Origin of the sequence: Paraburkholderia sp. SOS3, assembly GCF_001922345.1 — a bacterium.
In the GTDB taxonomy this organism is placed as follows: Bacteria; Pseudomonadota; Gammaproteobacteria; order Burkholderiales; family Burkholderiaceae; genus Paraburkholderia.
Genome location: NZ_CP018812.1, coordinates 2,494,565 through 2,513,163, shown reverse-complemented (window position 1 = coordinate 2,513,163; position 18,599 = coordinate 2,494,565). Strand labels below are relative to the sequence as shown.

General features: G+C 62.5%; 12 protein-coding genes. 9 read left to right on the top strand and 3 right to left on the bottom strand.

All coding sequences use genetic code 11. The annotated features are described in order from the left end of the window. Positions 1-5 precede the first annotated feature (5 nt). The 8 genes from BTO02_RS31215 to BTO02_RS31180 all read left to right on the top strand — a co-directional run bounded on the left by BTO02_RS31215 (position 6) and on the right by BTO02_RS31180 (position 10,761). Complete coding sequence (locus tag BTO02_RS31215; protein WP_075160847.1) at positions 6-722, top strand: response regulator; 717 nt, start codon at positions 6-8, stop codon at positions 720-722. 55 nt (positions 723-777) lie between these two features. Continuing rightward, positions 778-2,202 carry an ATP-binding protein gene (locus BTO02_RS31210; protein WP_075160846.1) on the top strand — a complete coding sequence of 475 codons (1,425 nt, stop codon included), beginning with the start codon at positions 778-780 and terminating at the stop codon, positions 2,200-2,202. Between the two features lie 396 nt (positions 2,203-2,598). Continuing rightward, positions 2,599-3,957 carry a TolC family outer membrane protein gene (locus BTO02_RS31205; RefSeq protein WP_075160845.1) on the top strand — a complete coding sequence of 453 codons (1,359 nt, stop codon included), beginning with the start codon at positions 2,599-2,601 and terminating at the stop codon, positions 3,955-3,957. Positions 3,958-3,968: 11 nt separating this feature from the next. Further along, a complete protein-coding gene (locus BTO02_RS31200) occupies positions 3,969-5,738 on the top strand; it encodes a type I secretion system permease/ATPase (protein WP_232243598.1) in 1,770 nt (589 codons plus the stop codon). A gap of 116 nt (positions 5,739-5,854) precedes the next feature. Further along, on the top strand, positions 5,855-7,114 hold the full coding sequence (locus BTO02_RS31195; protein WP_075160843.1) for an HlyD family type I secretion periplasmic adaptor subunit: 1,260 nt from the start codon (positions 5,855-5,857) through the stop codon (positions 7,112-7,114). Between the two features lie 62 nt (positions 7,115-7,176). Then, the gene (locus BTO02_RS31190; protein WP_075160842.1) at positions 7,177-7,524 is read left to right on the top strand and encodes a hypothetical protein; all 348 of its coding nucleotides are present in this window, start codon (positions 7,177-7,179) and stop codon (positions 7,522-7,524) included. A gap of 126 nt (positions 7,525-7,650) precedes the next feature. Beyond that, the gene (locus BTO02_RS31185) at positions 7,651-8,382 is read left to right on the top strand and encodes a hypothetical protein (RefSeq protein ID WP_075160841.1); all 732 of its coding nucleotides are present in this window, start codon (positions 7,651-7,653) and stop codon (positions 8,380-8,382) included. 15 nt (positions 8,383-8,397) lie between these two features. Next, entirely contained in the window at positions 8,398-10,761 is a 2,364-nt protein-coding gene (locus BTO02_RS31180; protein WP_156884037.1) for a hypothetical protein, read from the top strand. 69 nt (positions 10,762-10,830) lie between these two features. Here the strand turns inward: BTO02_RS31180 and BTO02_RS31175 are convergent, their stop codons facing one another. The 3 genes from BTO02_RS31175 to BTO02_RS31165 all read right to left on the bottom strand — a co-directional run bounded on the left by BTO02_RS31175 (position 10,831) and on the right by BTO02_RS31165 (position 17,166). After that, positions 10,831-13,647: a mechanosensitive ion channel family protein gene (locus tag BTO02_RS31175; RefSeq protein WP_083615559.1), complete on the bottom strand. Its 2,817-nt coding sequence runs from the start codon at positions 13,645-13,647 to the stop codon at positions 10,831-10,833. A 203-nt stretch (positions 13,648-13,850) separates the two neighbouring features. Further along, on the bottom strand, positions 13,851-15,506 hold the full coding sequence (locus tag BTO02_RS31170; protein WP_075161566.1) for an MFS transporter: 1,656 nt from the start codon (positions 15,504-15,506) through the stop codon (positions 13,851-13,853). A gap of 181 nt (positions 15,507-15,687) precedes the next feature. Further along, positions 15,688-17,166: a sigma-54-dependent transcriptional regulator gene (locus BTO02_RS31165; RefSeq protein WP_075160838.1), complete on the bottom strand. Its 1,479-nt coding sequence runs from the start codon at positions 17,164-17,166 to the stop codon at positions 15,688-15,690. 1,077 nt (positions 17,167-18,243) lie between these two features. Between BTO02_RS31165 and BTO02_RS31160 the strand changes: the two genes are divergently transcribed. Beyond that, positions 18,244-18,438 carry a hypothetical protein gene (locus BTO02_RS31160; protein WP_156884036.1) on the top strand — a complete coding sequence of 65 codons (195 nt, stop codon included), beginning with the start codon at positions 18,244-18,246 and terminating at the stop codon, positions 18,436-18,438. The last annotated feature ends 161 nt before the right edge of the window (positions 18,439-18,599 follow it).

Below are 18,599 nucleotides of genomic sequence, written 5' to 3'. Positions count from 1 at the left end.
CTTAGATGGACCACATACTCGTCGTCGACGACGATCCGAATATCCGGCAACTGCTGCACGACTACCTGCGCGGCATGGGCTACGAGACGAGCATTGCGAGCGGCGGTGCGCAAATGAAAGAGGTGCTGCGCGCTGCGCGCGTCGATCTGGTGGTGCTCGATCTGATGCTCGACGGCGAGGACGGGCTCGATCTCACGCGCGAACTGCGCCGCGATCGCGACGTGCCGATCATCATCCTGAGCGCGCGCGGCGCCTTGCTGGACCGCATTCTCGGCCTCGAGATGGGTGCCGACGACTACCTGCCGAAGCCGTTCGATCCGCGCGAACTCGTCGCGAAGATCAAGGTCGTGCTGCGCCGCGCACGCGGCATGGCGCCTTCGCGGCACGCTGCCGACGCGAGTGCGTTCGTCGGCTTTGCCGGCTGGCGGCTCGATACGCGAATGAAGCAGATGCTGTCGCCCGACGGCATCGTCGTGTCGCTCGGCGGCTCGGATTACCGAACGTTGCGCACGCTGCTCGATCATCCGAACCGGCCGCTGTCGCGCGAATTCCTGCTCGATCATGTGTTCGGCAAGGAGCACACGCCGCTCGACCGGTCGATCGACGTCTGCATCAGCCGTCTGCGCCATCATCTGAAGGATGCGGCGCGGCGCGCCGGACTGATTCGCACGGTGCGCAACGAGGGTTATATGCTCGTGGCCGACGTCGTGTACGACGCGTGAGACGCGCGTGGACCGTTCGGCGGCGAGGTTCGGTTGGGGAGCGCGCTTGCGGCGAATGCGCTTTTTGCCGCGTCTGTGGCCCGATTCGCTATTCGGCCGCCTCGTGACGATTCTCGCGATCGGCATGTTCGCGGGGCAACTGCTGACGAGCACGATCTGGTTCGACACGCACGAAAGCCGCGCACTCGAAGTGCCGGCGCGGCTGTTCGCGAGCCGCCTTGCCGATACGGTGCGGCTCATCGCGCTTGCGCCGGACGATGCGGCGCGCCGCGCGCTTGCGCAACAGCTTGGCGATCCGAAGTATCGGATCGAGTGGCTCGCGGCCGGCGAGCCCGGTGCCGCTGTAGCGAAGCTCACTGGATCCGACCGCGTACCGATCGTGCAACGCGTGACCGGCGACCTGATGCGCGGCGTGCTCGCGCGGCGTCTCGGCGCGACGCCCGATATGCGCCTGCTCGAAGCCGACGTGCACGACGACTCGGGCAAGCGCGGCGGCATCCTGAGCTTGTTCGATTCGTCGATGCCGACTGGCGATTTCCACGTCCAGTTGAAGCTGCACGGCAGCGGCTGGGACGGCTGGCTCGATGTGCGCGCAAACGAAGGTCAGGCCGACGCCCTGACCGAGCCGCATTCGCTCGCGCTCGACTATCTCGTGCGCCTCTATTTGATCCGCTTTACCGCCGTTTGCGTGCTCGCGTTCATTGCGGTGCGCTTCGCGGTGCAGCCGCTGCGTCAGCTGGCGAAGGCGGCTGACGCGCTGGGCCGCAATATTCACCGACCGCCTTTACCGGTTACGGGGCCGTCGGAGGTGAGGAGCGCCGCGCAGTCGTTCAACGCGATGCAGCAGCAGTTAGCCGACAGCATCGCGCAACGCACGCGTTTTCTGACTGCCGTATCGCACGACTTGCGCTCGCCGCTGACGCGCCTGCGGCTGCGCACGGAGATGCTGCCTGATCCTGACTGGCGCGACCGGCTGCGCGGCGATCTCGACGAGATGGAGGCGATGGTCACGTCGACGCTCGATGCGGTGCAAGGCATCGAGATCACCGAGACGCGCCACGCGATCGATATCGACTCGATGCTCGAAGGTCTTGCGCAGGACCTGCGCGAAACGGGTCGCGCCGTGAGCGTGACGGGCTGCGCGGGGCGGCCGGTGCCCGGCTATCCACGCAATCTGAAACGCTGCCTGCAGAATCTGCTCGACAATGCGATCCGCTATGGCGAATGCGCGGACGTGCTCGTCACCGATATGGGGCGCAGCGTGCGCATCGTGATTAGCGATCGCGGGCCCGGTATCGCCGATGCGACGCAGCGCGAGCGTGTGTTCGAGCCGTATGTCAGGCTTGCGTCGAAAGAGGGCACAGGGCTCGGGTTGACCATCTCGCGCAGCGTCGCGGCCGCGCATGGCGGCACGCTGACGCTGGAGAACCGGGAGGGGCGAGGGCTCGATGCGGTGCTGGTGTTGCCGCGCGAAGACTAGGCGGTGGCGCAAACGCCAACGGCGCCTCGCACTTTTCGCGAAAGCCGAGCTTGTTGCCAGTATGCGTGAATCTGTTTTCGTTAGCTGCGGATAGGCCTCGCTGCATCGCTTCGAGGTATATCCAAAAAACTTAGGCATACATATTGAAGTGTCCGAATGTAATTCTTCAGAGTAATCCGATAAAACTCCGACCCTATTTCCAATAACCTGTGCGTTCGCGTGGATGGTACTAAGCAGAGCGAATATAAACGCTCTGCGATGCATCGCAACGCAACGCAAAGCGCTGATAGGGGTAGAAGGCATGTGGCGAGGGAGAGGCGTGGTCGAAAAATGTGAAACGTATGGAGACAGTCCGCATGTAAGGCACTGCTTGACAGGCACGTCGTGCGCGATGCAATGAAGAGAATCGCCTGTGTTTTGCTGATTGCGGCCGCGACCGCTGCACATGCCTCCAGTCTGAGCGCACTTGCGAACCACGCGCTCGGGGCCGACGCGGAGTTCCAGAGTGCGGAGGCTGCATGGCGGGCCGCTATCGAAAAGGCCCCGCAGGGACGGGCGGGACTTTTGCCGCAAGTCGGCGTGCAGCAGTCGATTTACCGCAACGGTGTCAATATTCCAGGGTACGCGGTTCCCGGTTACTCGACAGTCGGCTTCACCCTTTCGCTCAACCAGCCGCTCTTCAATTGGGCCGCCTGGGAAACATACCAGCAGGGCCAACTGTTTGCGATGGATGCCGACCAGGCGTTAGCGCAGGCGAGACAGGATCTTCTGCTGCGTGTTTCGCAGGCCTATTTTGATGCGCTGGATGCTCAGGAGGCGTTGGCGCTTGCCACTAACCACGTCAAAGCCGTCGCAGCGCAACTGGCATTAGCGCAGCGCCGCTTTGCACTTGGGGACGCGACCATCGTGGACACGAACGAAGCCAAAGCCGGCTTCGATGCCGCGCAGGCCGACGAGATTGGTGCGCGAACCCGGCTTGACGCGAGCTATGCAGCGCTGCAAAAGATCGTCGGCCAGCCAGTCGGCAGAGTCAATGGATGGCATGACGATTTCCGCCTTCGTCCCATCGATCCGCCTGATGTCGAGGCATGGGTGGGCGCGGCAATGACATCGAATCATGACGTGCGCAGGAAAATGATTGCGGCGGAAATTGCCGGCCGCGAAGTCAGTAAAGCACGCGGGGGCGACTACCCAAGCGTCGCGCTGGTCGGCAACGTCAATAACGGCAACGCGGCGTTCATCAACGGTCAAGCGAATTTCTATACAGGCGGAAATCGTGGCACGGCAGGGGCAATCGGCCTCCAGATTTCAATCCCCCTCACCGACGGCTTCATGACACGGAGCCGGATTCGCGAAGCGCACGCGCTCGAAGACAAGGCTGGCCACGATCTGGATGATGCTCAACGCAGTGCCGGGCTCTCGGCTCGCGACGCGTATCTGGGGGTCACGAGAGGGCTTGCGCAGACGCGCGCGCTTGCCACCGCGGTGCAATCCGCGGCCGTCGCATTGCGCTCGAACCAGACTGGCTACCGTGTCGGCGTCCGGGTCAATGCGGATGTGCTCGACGCGGAAGACAAACTGTACCGGGCTCAACGGGAACTGGTTCGCATCCGGGCGGAAACAGCGCTGCAAGGCCTGAAGCTGAAGGCGAGCATCGCCGACCTCAGCGAGGCCGATCTGGCCGCTCTCGACGCACAACTCGTAGAAAGCGCGCCTGCTGCGCAACCCCATTCCGACGCACAGGCGGTCCGTTGATGTACCCACTCATGAAGCGTCACCTGCTTATCGCGGCAGCATTCAGCGTCGCCTCCAATGTGCTCGCACTGACGCCGACCCTATACCTGCTCCAGGTCTATGACCGCGTACTGCCCAGTCAGAGCATCGAAACATTGCTGATGCTGATAGCGTTTATGGTGGTCGCACTCGGGATGAATCTCGTGGTCGACGTTGCGCGTAGCCGGATATTGTCCGACCTGGCCATGCAGATCGGCAACCGGCTCGATCGGCTGGCTCTACAGGCGCAGATTTCGGCGCAAGCGCACTGCCTTCCGTCCCGCGCATTCGCAGGCCAGGGCGATATCAATACGCTGCGTGCGTTCCTTGCGGGGTCCGGTGTGATCGCTTTCTTCGACATGCCCTGGCTACTCGTCTATCTGGTGATCATCGGGCTCTTTCACTGGACCCTTGCACTGATCGCCGGGATAAGCGCGCTCGTGCTGTTCTGCGTCGCGCTATTCAACGACCGGCTCACCCGAAAATCGATTCAGTCATATCTCGTGCGGCAGCGGGAAGGCGATGCGTTCTATCAACAGATCATCCGCAACGCCGACGTCATGACCGTGCTCGGCATGAGCAGCAACATGGTGGATGCCTGGGACTTGCGCAAGCGCGAATATCTCGCGGCTCAACGGGACGTGTCCGACAACAGCGCACTTTACCGCGACATCAGCAAGGGATTGCGCCAGGCGATTCAGGTGATCATGATGGCCGCTGGCGCCGGACTGGTGATCAACGGCCATGCGACGCCAGGCGTGATGCTGGCCACGACGATCCTGCTCGGCAAGGCGCTCGCGCCGATCGGGCAGTTGATCGGCAACTGGAAGCAGGCGGGGGAGTTACGTGAGGCGTGGCCGCGCCTGAACGCGTTGCTAACCATGCCGGCCGATGTCGAACAGGTTGCGCTGCCCCGGCCAAAAGGCGATATCGGTGTTGAACAGGTTACTTTCAGTGCACCGGCGCACATGCGGGGAACGGGCAAGTTTCTGCTTCGCGGCGTCGATTTCACGTTGGCTGCCGGGCAGACGCTAATCGTCACGGGCCCGAGTGCGTCTGGAAAGTCGACGCTGCTGCGGATTATCGCGGGGCTGTGGCGCCCACAGGCGGGCACGGTGCGTCTCGACGGTGCTGATTTAACGCAATGGCCCAGACAGTCCCTCGGGCAGTATCTCGGTTATGTGCCGCAGGATATCGAGCTACTGGCGGGCACCGTCGCCGAATGTATCGCCCGGAGTGCGAAGCCGTTGCCGCTTGATTCGGCTGCCATCATCCGCGCGGCGCAACGCGCTGAGGTTCACGCAATGATTCTGGCTTTGCCTCAAGGCTACGAGACGCCGATGGGAGAGGCCGGCGAATCTCTGTCTGGCGGCCAGCGCCAGCGCATTGCCCTTGCGCGTGCACTGTACGGCGAACCCGCAGTCGTGCTGCTGGACGAACCGAATGCCAGTCTCGACACGGACGGCGAAGCGGCACTCTGCCGGGTGCTTCGCCAGCTGAAAGCCGATGGCGTGACCGTCATAGCCGTCACTCATCGGCCGTCGCTGATCGAACTGGCTGATCGGATGCTATGCCTGAAAGACGGGCAGATTGAGAAGTTTTGGCATCCTCAATTGGACTCTGGATCGGCAGTTGCGGACTCGCAATTGGATGGTGTGGGCGGGACGCCGTTCATTGACGTCGGGGAGCTTCATGCCCGCGAGTCATCGCTCCAGGCCGCCCGACCGCAGACCGCGGAAATCCTGATTGGGAGCAACCGATGAGCCGGTCAAACTGGTTGCGTGGCACGCGCAACGCCGTAGGACGTGCCTTGACCGAGTCGGCCCGGTCGACGGGAAATGTGCTGCCTCTGCCGCGAAGGCTAATCGCATTTAGCTGCATGGCGACAGCCGTCGGACTGGGTTTGATAGCAGGCTGGGCGGCGCTTGCACCGCTTTCAGGCGCGGTGGTGGCCGAAGGCGTGGTGCGCTCGGAAGGCGAACGCAAGACGCTGCAACATCAGGAAGGCGGCATCGTGAAGGCCATATTGATCCGCGACGGCGACCGGGTAAAGGCCGGTCAGGTGCTGATCGAACTGGACAACGTGAGTCCTGCCGCAGAACTGTCTGCACTGCAAGCCCAGTTCGACGCCGAGCAGGCGAAAATCGCACGACTCTCGGCCGAGCGCGAACTGAAGGGTACGCTGACGTTTCCGGCCATCCTCGCAGGCCGGCGAGCCGATCCTCGCATCGCCGAATTGCTTGCGCGCGAGTCCGCGCTCTTCACGGCACGTCGCCGCGCGTTCGTTGACCAGAGCGCCATGCTACGCACTGAACTCGCCCACACGCAACAGGAAATCTCGATCAGCGCGCAAATGATCAGGACGATGAACCGTAGTTACGCGATGGCGGCACAACAGCGGCGGACTAACGAAGCGTTACAAAAGGAGGGCTTCGTGGCCGAAACAAAGGTGCTCGATTTACAGCGCGCCGAAGGCGACGCACTGTCGCGCGTTCAGTCTGGAGAGGCCGAGCTGAGCCGAGCGAGACAGCGACAGATCGATCTTGAATTGAAAACGGCCAGCGTGCGCAACGACTATGTGAAGGCGGCCGACGATGAACTCAAGGAAGCGACCACGCGCGCGGTCCAGATCGCGGAGCGGCTTCGTCCCGCGCACGACGTTTCTGCGCGAACCCGTATCACCGCGCCGGTTGCCGGGCTGATCGTCGGCCTGAAGGTGCATACGATTGGCGCAGTGATCGGGCCGCGTGAACCGATTGTCGATGTCGTACCTGAAGGCGCGCCGCTCATCGTAGAGGCGAATATCCGGCCGGATGACGTGCGTGCAATTGCGCCCGGAAGTCGTGCCGATGTGCGCTTGACGGCCTACAACTCGCGTACCACGCCGATGCTTGACGGTAAGGTGATCTACGTTTCCGCGGACGCATTGACCGATAAGGAAAACCGCGCCCATTTCTATGTGGTGCGGGTCGAGGTGTCGGCGCAGGCCTTGGACAGGGCGAACCGGCTCGCCAGAAAGCCCATCGCCCTGGGGCCGGGATTACGGACCGAGGTGTATATCCGAAAGCATGCTCGCTCGGCGCTCGATTATCTGCTGGAGCCGGTCCTGGACGGCATTCGAAAGTCAATGCGGGATTGAAGCGGCATCGCGATCGATGAAGTGAGTCACGTATAACCTTTTTGTGAGGAATTCGACCAGTTATGAAGAACAGGCTATTCAGGGATTTCGTCTTCGCTCATGTCTCGCTATCGGGACTTGTTGTTATTCAGTTAAGCCATGCACAAGAAATGCCGCGCGTGGAGTTCGGATGTCAGGTGCGTGACGCACAAGGTATGCCGCTCAATTCGGCCGACCAGACTTCGCAGCAACGGATTGAAGCGATCCGTTGCATGGACGCTGCCGACAGCGAAAGCAGACGGCAGTCGGCGCTGCAGAAAAGCCAGCAGCAAACTGTCGAGAACGTGAACAACGCTCGCCGTGCTCAGGCCGCAATTACGCGGCCAGGTTACGGTAGGCCGCCCAATTTTAACTGGCGGCCGCCTCAATGATTTCGTGAAATTCCCTGAGTGAGCGCCGCATCAGATGCGTGCAGATATGAGTTCCCGCACGATCAAGGATGAGCGTCGACGATGGAAATCCCGCTGTTCAATACAGCTCTTTATGGAGCATGACAGATGAACCCTGTAGCAACCGTTGCGGTGACAACCGTCGCAGTGGCAAGCAATCTGAGTTACGCACAACCGGCGGCTCCGCCGGAAGTCCCCGCGTCAACGGCGAGCGGCCTGAAGTATGTCGAGGCGGCGAGCCCGTCGACCACGCAGTCTGTTCCGTCCAATACATCGGAAGAGGTGAGCCAGATGATATCGCGACCCAAAACTCCTGTTGAGTTCGTCAGGAATCTCAAGTTCATTTTTGATCACGATCTTTTGCTGAACGACGACTTTTATTCCGAAGCCAACCTGAAAAATGTGTTCAGTTTGGAAAGCGCGCATGTAACCAGGACTGTCGAACAGAATGGGGATGGTCGGATCTCCATTTCATCGAGTCATTTTTTGTCAATATTCCCATGGGTGGCTATACCGGGACGCGTTGAACTTACGCCAACTGCGCAATTGGTGGGCGGAAAGGCGGTTCACCACACCGGACGTGTCACGGCAGGAATGAATTTTCTCATGCATGAGGGCGGTCCGGATTTTGACGAATCGCAAAGGGTGTTTGCGGAGACATTTACTCGACTCCCGCCGCAGCCATCTCCCCACGGCGGCCCGCCTCCCGCGACAGCTCCCCACGGTAACGAGACGTGGCAATACAAGCAGTTGGCCGATTACGCTGAAAAAACGCTGACGATCGGCTTTGACCCGACTGGTCGACTTTCCAGCGTTCTAATCGGTGTCAAGAAAAACTAAAAAATGGAAAGCGAAATGACAATTCTCGAAAAAGACGTTTTGGACAAACTGATCGATGCATTCGGTTTTAATTCGGCTGAATATAATGCAGTCGTTGCAGCCGCAGCTCGTTCATCTTTTCTCGCTGGTGAGCTGAACGCCTTCGGTAACGACTCTTACTGGTCATTCAAACGCGGCCCCGCAGGGAGCGGGGTCTTCACCAATCCTTCCAAGGGAGTAATCAGCTTCGATTCTTCCTGGAGTGAACCTTCAAACGCGTTTGCCACCACACTGGCACACGAACTCGGACACGCCCTTTTGCAAGGCGGCACAGGAGGCAAGCTAGCAACAAATCCGGACCAGGCGATTGCCAATGGCCTGACGAACGAAGGCGTCGCATTGCTCTCGGAGTATATCGTCGCAATTCAGTTGGGCCTGACGGGCGGCACAGCCGGGCACATGCATTCCGACGACTCAAATAGCACGCTCACGCAGCAATTGAACCAACTCGCGCTATCGATGGGTATCGACGTGAAAAACGCGCTGTTTGGTTCCGCTGCCGCCCAGATGCTCGCGAATCCCGGTTCTGCAACGGTCAGTCTGGCGGGGCAGTACTATGCCAATCTTCATCCTTCTATTGCCCAGAATATTACGTACTACGAATATTGGTCGGACTGGTGGATTGTCAGCCACTGCGGCATGGACCCGAATACCGTGGACTGGACCAAAATACAGAGCCCGACAATCACTTACAAAACCACCACGGTCAATGGACAGCAGGTGTGCTCGATTGAGAGCAAAGCCATTCCACTAACGAACGGTACATGGCTGATGGTTGGCGGCGACGTATCGCTCAATGGGTTCGTAACGTCAACGCTGTTCGGGAGCAACGGTCAGATAACGGAGCAGGCGAAATTCGACTATTCCGGATTCAAGCTTCAAGACACCTTTTATGGATTGAACGGCAAGGCGACGCAGCAGTACAACTTCAATCTCGATCACAGCTATACGAAGTACGACTTCAGTGCTGACGGCTCACAGACCGCCAGCCTGTATGGGGCCAGCGGTCAGTTAACCGAATATGCGAAGTTCAACGCCAGCGGTTTCAAGACGCTCGACAGCTTCTACTCGAGCGGCAAGGAAACGCAGCGGTATATCTTCAATCTGGACAACAGCTACGTGAAGTACGACTTCAGCACGGACGGTTCGCAGACCGCCAGCCTGTATGGAACGAACGGCCAGTTGACCGAGTATGCCAAGTTCAACGCCAGCGGCTTCAAGACGCTCGACAGCTTCTACACGAATGGCAGGGAGACGCAGCAGTACAAGTTCAATCTGGACAACAGCTATACGAAGTACGACTTCGGTGCGGACGGTTCGCAGACCGCGAGCCTGTACGGGACCAATGGCCAGTTGACCGAATATGCGAAGTTCAACGCCAGCGGCTTCAAAACACTCGATAGCTTCTACACGAACGGCAGGGAGACGCAGCAGTACAAGTTCAATCTGGACAACAGCTATACGAAGTACGACTTCAGCGCAGACGGTTCGCAGACCGCGAGCCTGTACGGGACCAATGGCCAGTTGGCCGAATATGCGAAGTTCAACGCCAGCGGCTTCAAAACGCTCGACAGCTTCTACACGAACGGCAAGGAAACGCAGCGGTACACCTTCAATCTGGACCACAGCTACACAAAATATGACTTCAAGTCAGATGGTACGCAGACAGCCACACTCGTCGATGCTCAAAGCAAGGTAACCGAGTATGCGACGTTCAACGTCAACGGCGCCAAAACGCAGGACATCTATTTCGGCACGGACGGCAAGTCAACCAAGCAACTGGACTTCAAGCTTGACGGCAGTTATACGTCGCACGTCTTTAACAGTGACGGTTCACAAATCGCCGCGCTGTTCGGCACCAATGGTCAAATGACGGAGTACGCAGCCTTCAACGCCAGCGGATATAAAACGCAGGACATCTATTTCGGCAGCGACGGAAAAACGACCAAACAGTTCGACTTCAATCTGGACGGCAGCTATACAGCCCATGCCTTCAATAGCACGCAGGAATTGATTGGGGTATTTGGTTCCAACAACATCATCCATGACTATTACCAGTACACGGGGCGAACTTTGACCGAGCACGATTTCTTCGACGGCCTGGGCCGTCAGATCGAAGCTGACCGCTATAACTCACTGGGTCTGACCGGTTTCACGAAATTTTCGTACAACAATGACGGCTCGTATTGGTCCACGACTTATGACAAGACAGGTCACGCGACCGCCCAATCAAAATACTCCGGGGACGGACTTCTGCTGCAAAACACCAACATCTATGACAGTGTTCACTGCGGCGGCTACTTTATGAACGCCCAACTGATTGCGGGCTTCCAGATCTAGTCGCGACGGGCCGGCCGGCAGTTTCCTGAACATGCCGGCCGCAACGCATCTGACGGATGGCGAAACATACTAGGCGCGGCGCCCCGCGGCGCCCGGCTTTTCGCTCGCTCCTTGACCCGCCTCGCGATCCTCATTGGCCTGCACATCATCATCGGCACGATGCCGATAGCCGTCGCGCGCACCGTTGCGCGACCTAACATCCCGCTCGTCGCGCGCATCGTCGTGATCGTCGGGTTCGCCCCGCCCATTCAACTGCGCAACGGGCAGCCTCCCATCCTCGGGTGCAAGCACCTGCCGCTGCGGATTCGCAATTGCAATGCCGCGCTCGCTGAAGCGCTGGAAAATGCGCCGGTTGAATTCGCGCTGCACGCCCCAGCGCGCGGAGTCGCGGCATTGCACCTGGCCCGCGAGCGTGACCGACGCGCCGTCGACCGCATCGACGCCCCAGAAGGCGAAGTCCGACAGAATGCCGTCCTTGAACTGGTCGTCTTCGCGCAGCGATGTGCCGATTTCCTTCAACGTCGCGATCGCCAGATCGAGGTCCGCGCCGAACACGATGCTGACTCTCACCGCCGCATTGCCGAGCCCGCGGTTCGTATTGTTGACGGTCGAAACCGAACTGAAGGGCACCGTGTACAGCGAACCGTCTCCGCCGCGCAGCCGCACCGTGCGAATCGACAGATATTCGACCGTGCCCGACACACCCGCGAGCGTGACCCAGTCGCCGACCTGCATCGCGTTTTCCATCAGCAGGAAGATGCCGGTGATGAAATCCTGCACGAGCTTTTGCGAGCCGAAGCCGAGCGCCACGCCGAAGATGCTCGCGCTCGCCAGCAACGGCGCGGTATTCACGCCGAGTTCGCTCAATCCCGTCATGACGACGACGAGCGCGATCACCACGAACAGCGCCGTGCGCAGCATCGGCAGCAAGGTGCGCAGGCGCGCCGCGCGCATCAGATCGCCGCTTTGCGTCCAGCGCGCAAGGCGCCGCTCGACCGACACGTTCGCCGCCTCCCAGATGAACAGCGCGATGACCGCGGCCACGAAGATCGTCACGATGGCGGACGCGAGGCGATGCCCGATCGTGCCCGTTGCGAAGAACTGCCAGACGTCGACGTGCCAGACCTGCAACAGCACGAGCACGGTCACCACTGCGATCAGCCCATAGACGATTCTGCGCACGAACGGGTAGTAGCGGTACGCATGCTGATGAACCAGCGAGCGCCCCTCCTGCTCCTCGGCGCGAAAGATCCGCCCGAGCGCGCCGAACACGACGATCGACACGACACGCGCGCCGATCAGCACCGCCACCGAAATTCCGCCGAGATGCAGCAGCGTGCGGTAGCCGTTTTGCACATCGAGCGCCCAGACGAACCACAGCGCCATCACGATAAACACCGCCACGCCGGTCCATAAATCGACGAAGCCTTCGCCAATCAGTTTCATCGGGCTGCTGCTGTCCTGCGCTCGCGCACGGATCGCTTCGGCGACGGGCTTGCGGCATTGCAGGATCATCAGCGACAGCAGCACGTGGCCCGCGAGCGCGACGAGTTTGACGAGCGCGACGTGGGCGGACTCCGAGAGGCCGAGCGCCAGCGCGATTTCGACGAGCGCGGCGCCGCAGCCGATTGCGCCGACGATCCAGATGGCCCAGCGCTGCACGAATATCGCCCACCGGTCCGGCATGCGCCATAAGCGCAGCGCGGGCGCGTCGGGCTGCAGGAAAAAGCCGCACGCGATGACGATCGACCGGCAGATCACGTACAGGTCGATCAGCGTGCTAAGTGCCCGGTCCTGCGGCGAGCCGGCTTCGGCGAGGATCGACATCAGAACGCTTGCCGCGATGACGAACACCGCAAGCGGCACGACGCGCAGGACCAGTTGTAACGCCGCGAGCGGCAGCCGTTGCAGCAAGGTCCAATGAGCGGCTGCGTGGCGCCGGCTGCGGGCCTGTTTTGCCTGCTGCTCGGGGGATTCGGTTTTGCCTGTGGCAGTCGATGGGGCGGCTGCCGCAGGCGGCGTCGAATCAATCGATACGGCAGTCGACGCGGCAGTCTTTGCGGTTGCTGCCGTTGTTGCCGCCGCCGCGGCGTCGGCTTTGGCCTGTGCCGCGCTTGCGTCGTCGCCGGGCTGCAGCGGCACGCCGGCGGCCTGTGCGGCTTGCGCGGCTTCTTCGTCGACCTCGCCGGCCGGTCCGGCAGCACGCGCGGCGGACGAAGCGGCAGCGGACGCAGACGCGCCTTGCGTTGCAACAGGCGCCATGCTTGCTGCCGCCTGTTGCGCCTCCTGCTCCTCGGCGGCGTGCTGCCTTGCCTCGCGATGCAGCCGCCGCGCGGCAATCGCGGCACGCGCGCGGCGCAAAAGCCGCCGCACAAGCCATTCGATAAGGATCGCCGGCAGCAGCGTACCAAGGATCGCCGAAAGAATCATCGCGAGCTTCGCGCGCTCCTGGGGGTTCTGAATCTCGCCGCGCCACCACGCGCGCACCGAGTCCGTATCGAGCAGCACGATCAGCGAATGCTTGAGCGACATGCCGACCTGCTCGAGCCAGCGTGCGCCTTGCCGCGCGATCTGTGCCGCGAGACCGTTCGATTTCAGCGCGAGCGGCGTGCTGGCGGCGGCTGCCGGCGCTGCGCTCGCGGGTGCGGCCGGACTCGCCGCGACGGGCGGCGCGGCGAGTGCCCCGGCCGCAGCGATGGCATGCAGCGTGTTGGTTACCTGCGCGCGACGTCGTGGATCGTTGAGGACTTCGAGCGCCTGGCGAGCCTGGTCGGGCGTGAGTTCGACAGGCGGCGCGGACGATGCGGCGACGGGCGCCGTCGACGCGGCCGCGAGGGCGGGCGGCGCCAGTACGATAAGAAGCCAGGCGATAAATAGTTTGCGCATATAAAACATTCAGGCATCGTGATTCGGGCCTCGCGAGGCGAAGCGCGGCATCGCGTCCCGATTCGATCTAATGAAGAGTAAAAGCGGAAAAGTAAAAGCGACCGATTGTCGGGCCTCAAGTTCCTCTCAAGTTCCTCGATAGGGCCCGATCCGAACGCAACGCGTGTGCCCGCGCCGCTCCCGCGCTGCGTCGCCGGGCCGGTTCAGGGGGCGCTGCCGTCGGCGCTTCGCCGCCCGATCATCAGCGCCGCGCACAGCGCGCTGCCGAGCGCACCCAGCGCGCAGACGAGCGCAACCGCGCGAAACGCGGCGTCGAGCGCGCCATGTTCCGCCTGCGCAACCGTTGCGGCGCGGTGCGCCATACGGCCGGACGAGGACGCGGCCGACCCGATCGAATATATGACCGTGCCCGCGCGGTGCGGAATATGCAGCGCGTCGAGCCGCGTCGACAACGCAGCTTCATGCGTCCACGTGAACACGATGCCGAGCGCCGCCACCGCGATCAGGCTTGCCACGCGCGCGACCGCATTGTTGATGCCGGACGCGAGGCCAGTCCGCTCGCCCGGCACCGACGCCATGACGGTCGTCGTCAGCGGCGTCACGGTCAGCGTCATGCCGAGGCCCATCACGACGAGCGCCGGGAAAAACGCCGCCCAGTACGACCGCTCGCCGGTCGCGAGCGGCACGAGCGCGAACAGCGCAAAGCCCGCCGCCGTGACGATCGATCCGGCCGTCAGCAGCAGGCGCGGCCCGAAGCGCTCCGCGAGCGCCCCGCCCGCGAAGCGCGACAGCGCGCCGATGATGAGCGGAATGGGCAGCAGCGCGGCGCCCGCCTGCGTCGCCGTGAACGCGTGCGCCCGGATCAGCGTGAACGGCAGAAAGAACAACGTACCGCCCAGGCCGAAGTAAAGCAGCAGTGTGATGAGATTGGCGCCGCTGAAGTCGCGCGATTGAAACACGTCGAGCGGCATCATCGGCTGCCTGCCCGCAGCCTCGATGACGACGAAACCGATCAGCACGATGCCGCCGCCCGCCACCGACGCGAGCACGGCCGGCGCCGCAAAACCGGCCACGCCGCGCTCCGAGGCGAGCGTCAGGCCGTAGGCAAGCGCGCCGAGACCTGCCGCGGCGGCTATCGCGCCGGCCCAGTCCATGCGGCGCGGCGCGTCGGGCCGATGGCTGTCGGGCACTGCGATCAGCGCGAGCACGATGGTGGCGGCCGCGATCGGCAGATTCAGAAAGAAGATCGCGCGCCACGAGAACGCATCGACGAGCCAGCCGCCCGCAATCGGACCGAGCGCCGAGGTGATCGACGCGAAACCGGCCCAGATGCCGATTGCGCGGCCGCGCTCGCGATCGTCGAAGACGGCGCCGATGATCGACAGGCTGCTCGGTACCAGCAACGCCGCGCCGATGCCTTGCACCGCGCGCGCCGCGATCAGCGTCGCGGAATCGGGCGCGAGGCCGCAGGCGGCCGAGGCGAGCGTGAAGATGGCAATTCCGCAGACGAATATGCGGCGTCGTCCGTAGCGGTCGCCGAGTGCGCCGCCGACGAGCACGAGCGAAGCGAGCATCAGCAGGTATGCGTCGACGACCCATTGGATCGCGGCGACGCTTGCATGCAGTTCGGACTGCAGCGCGGGCAGTGCGACGTTGACAACCGAGCCGTCGATAAACGCCATGCTCGAACCGAGGATCGTCGAAAGCAGCGCAAGCCGCTTGTAGCGGCTCCCCCGGTCGGGCGCGGAGCAGCGCGCGCCGCAGATCGCAACTTCGTCGCAGGGACTCGCGCCGACCGCGACGGCCGGGGGATACGGTGTGCGCCGCGTGCGCGCGTTGCAGAGATCGGGAGGGGACAAGTTCGCTTCCGTGCCGGTAACACGGACAAGCATAGCAACTGTGGCGGGCCGCATGCAGCGACTCGGGCAGCGCATGCGCTTGCATGACCCGTCACGCTGGCGCGAGACAACCGGTCCGGCGAACGGTTCGGCGACAAGGCAGCGGCCCGCGCGGGCCCGGCGGCCGGCTATCCGGTACCCGTCACAGGGCCATGGCGGAGCGCGGCGGCGCATCGTCTGCGCCCGCGGCCGCGGGAGCATCGGGGTCCGCTTCGGCGTCGCGATCGCCGTTTTGGGCCTGACGGCGTCCTTGCCGGATCGAGCTGATATCGCTCTGGATCCGGTTCGCGTTCATGAGCCGGTACAGCGTCGCGCGGGATACGCCAAGCTCCGCGGCCGCCGACGACAGATTGTGCCCATGCCGCCGCAGCGCGTCTTCGATCGCTTCGATTTCGGCCTGCATGCGGATCTCGGCAAGCGTCCTGGGCCGCTGGTTGATCGCGGCGGGCAAGCCGAGGTCCGCTTCGGTAATGAAGCGTCCTTCGGTCATGACGACCGCGCGCCGCACGCAGTTGATCAGTTCGCGCACATTGCCGGGCCACGCGTAGTTCGACATGGCGACCACGGCGCCGCTCGAAAAGCCGCGAATCTTATGCGTGCCGTCCTGTCGGTACATGCTGAGCGCGTATTCGGCCAGCAGGCGGATATCGCCGCCGCGCTCGCGCAGCGGCGGTTCGTCGAGCCGCAGCACGCAAAGCCGGTGATAGAGATCCGCGCGGAAGCGCCCGTCGCCGACCGCGGCTTCGAGGTCCACATGGGTCGCCGAAATCACGCGCACGTCGACCTTGATCGGGGAGTTGCTACCCAGACGCTCGATTGTTCCTTCCTGCAGGAAGCGCAACAGCACCGCCTGGCACTCGTGCGGCATGTCGCCGATTTCGTCGAGAAACAGCGTGCCGCCGTCCGCGTGCTCGATGCGGCCGATTTTCTTCTGCAGTGCGCCCGTAAATGCGCCGCGCTCGTGGCCGAACAGCTCCGCTTGCAACAACGTGGGCGGAATCGCCGCGCAGTTGATCGCGACGAACGGCTGCTTATGACGCGCCGAACAGTCGTGCACCGCGCGCGCGGTGAGCTCCTTGCCCGTGCCCGATTCGCCGGCGATAAAGACGGGCGCGTCGGTTTGCGCGCATTTGTCGAGTCGCCGGTAGAGCCGCTCCATCGGCTCGCAATGGCCGACCATGCCGTGCTTGCCCAGCGACGGCTTCGGCTTGACGCTCGTGCGCCGCAGGCTCGACAGGCCATGCGCATGGCCGAGGGCGAAGATCAGACGGTCGTTCAGACATGGCTTCGTCACGAAGTCGAAGCAGTAGTCGAGGATAAAGCGGCTCGTCGGTTCGTCGTCCGAGCGGCCCGGCGCGATCTGCGCGACCCAGTTCGTCTCGCCGCGCTGCATGAACGCTTCGAGCGCGGACAGTTGTTGCGCGGTGCAGTCGTCAGGAAGGTCGATAAGGCCGACCTTGATATCGCCGCGGTCGAGCAGACGCTCGGCGTTCGCGGGCGTTTTCGCATGGACGACATGCCAGCCCGCAGCGGCCAGAAATCGGGCGAGAGGCTCGTCAGGCGCCGATGACACGCAAAGCACGGCACGTTCGGCAGCGGGCGACATCGAGGTGGAATGCATGGTACCCCCGGTTGGACGTTTGGCCGCTGCGCAGCGCGAACGCGTAAGCCAGTGATCCTTCGATTGCGACAGCGGTTTCAGCCTTCGTGGTTTCAGCCTGCCTGGTTTTAGCGTTCTTATCAGCGGTCTTTAGTGATCTTATCGGCCGGTCCTGCACATTCCATCGCCGAGGGGCGACGGTCCTATCGTCGCATGATTACGGCTCTTGATCAAAAAATAAAGGAAAGGAACACACGTTTGTATAAGCACAAATCAGGATGCGCAAACGAATCGCCGGGACGGGACGACCGCGCGGTTCCTCGGTGATTCATCGGCGAACAGTGGCGAAGCCAGAACAGATAAGGCTTTCCGCGCTCGGCGTAGCGAACGGGTATCAGTCCGCATGCATTTCGTGTCCCGCCTCATGCCGTTTGTCTCAACACTGCGACACATTGGGCATAACGCGTGCCGGACCACTCGCGCTACGCGCGGATCGGGCAGTTTCGCGGTCAAGGCGTTGCCCAACGCTGCTTTGCGCCCGATTCGCCGTCCCTGGCGACGTCGACAGGGAGCGTTTCCGTAGGCTTCGCGCACGTCGATCCGCGCGCAAAATATGTTTCGATTCCGAAACGTGAGCAGCCTGAAAGCCTGTTCCCGATGTGTTCGTCAGTTCAAAGAGCACGGCACGATAAGGCTCATGCCCTCATGGCATATCCGTTGCGATAGGTTGGCCACAACCGGCTCGCCGCTGTCCGGCCACACCGATCCACAGAGATCGGCACCGGACGACGGCACGGGGACTTCACGGTTCGAGGTCGGGGAATACCGCGAATCGGGAAGGCGGCGGAGCCATTGGGGGGCGAAGTCGGAAGAAGAGTGGAGCGAATGGTTCGTTGCCATACGGACCATTCGCGACCACCGTGCGGTGTCCTGGGCACGCGGCGATGCCATGCGCGGATCGCGTCGCGGATTTTGCGGGCATCGAAGCAACATCGAAGCGGACAGGCGAAGCAAACGGTGAGCGTCGTGCCCAACGCAGACAGTGAAAATAGCGAAGACAGCGCGAGCCCTGGCCCATACCGCAAGGAGAAACGGACCATGCGAATGATCGACGAAACAGTGCGCTTCACGACCTTGCTGGCCGAAGACTCGCTGAACCCTGCGCAGCCGCGGCACGTGCGGTTCACCTGGCGGCGCGCCGGCGCGGCGGCCCTCGCACTGCTGAAGGCATTCGCCTGCATGGCGGCCGCTATCGCGCTGCTGTTCTTCACCTACCGGCTCGTCGGCCGCTGACGCGGCGGCACGCCTCGCCGCCGGGCATGCCGGGTGTACCTCGCTGCGTGCGACGGGAAGGTGCGCTATCGTGACTGCCTCATGTGATTGCCTCAAGTGATTGCTTCACTGAAGGCAACGTTTCGTCGACGGAGAAGCGCGATGGCAAAACAGGCAGCGGG

What these genes read in the sequence shown, in the direction of transcription:
- BTO02_RS31215 (WP_075160847.1), top strand. Translation starts at nt 6, where the DNA reads ATGGACCACATACTCGTCGTCGACGACGATCCGAATATCCGGCAACTG.
- BTO02_RS31180 (WP_156884037.1), top strand. Translation starts at nt 8,398, where the DNA reads ATGACAATTCTCGAAAAAGACGTTTTGGACAAACTGATCGATGCATTC.
- BTO02_RS31165 (WP_075160838.1), bottom strand. Translation starts at nt 17,166, where the DNA reads ATGCATTCCACCTCGATGTCGCCCGCTGCCGAACGTGCCGTGCTTTGC.
- BTO02_RS31190 (WP_075160842.1), top strand. Translation starts at nt 7,177, where the DNA reads ATGAAGAACAGGCTATTCAGGGATTTCGTCTTCGCTCATGTCTCGCTA.
- BTO02_RS31185 (WP_075160841.1), top strand. Translation starts at nt 7,651, where the DNA reads ATGAACCCTGTAGCAACCGTTGCGGTGACAACCGTCGCAGTGGCAAGC.
- BTO02_RS31210 (WP_075160846.1), top strand. Translation starts at nt 778, where the DNA reads ATGCGCTTTTTGCCGCGTCTGTGGCCCGATTCGCTATTCGGCCGCCTC.
- BTO02_RS31205 (WP_075160845.1), top strand. Translation starts at nt 2,599, where the DNA reads ATGAAGAGAATCGCCTGTGTTTTGCTGATTGCGGCCGCGACCGCTGCA.
- BTO02_RS31175 (WP_083615559.1), bottom strand. Translation starts at nt 13,647, where the DNA reads ATGCGCAAACTATTTATCGCCTGGCTTCTTATCGTACTGGCGCCGCCC.
- BTO02_RS31160 (WP_156884036.1), top strand. Translation starts at nt 18,244, where the DNA reads ATGCGAATGATCGACGAAACAGTGCGCTTCACGACCTTGCTGGCCGAA.
- BTO02_RS31195 (WP_075160843.1), top strand. Translation starts at nt 5,855, where the DNA reads ATGGCGACAGCCGTCGGACTGGGTTTGATAGCAGGCTGGGCGGCGCTT.
- BTO02_RS31200 (WP_232243598.1), top strand. Translation starts at nt 3,969, where the DNA reads ATGAAGCGTCACCTGCTTATCGCGGCAGCATTCAGCGTCGCCTCCAAT.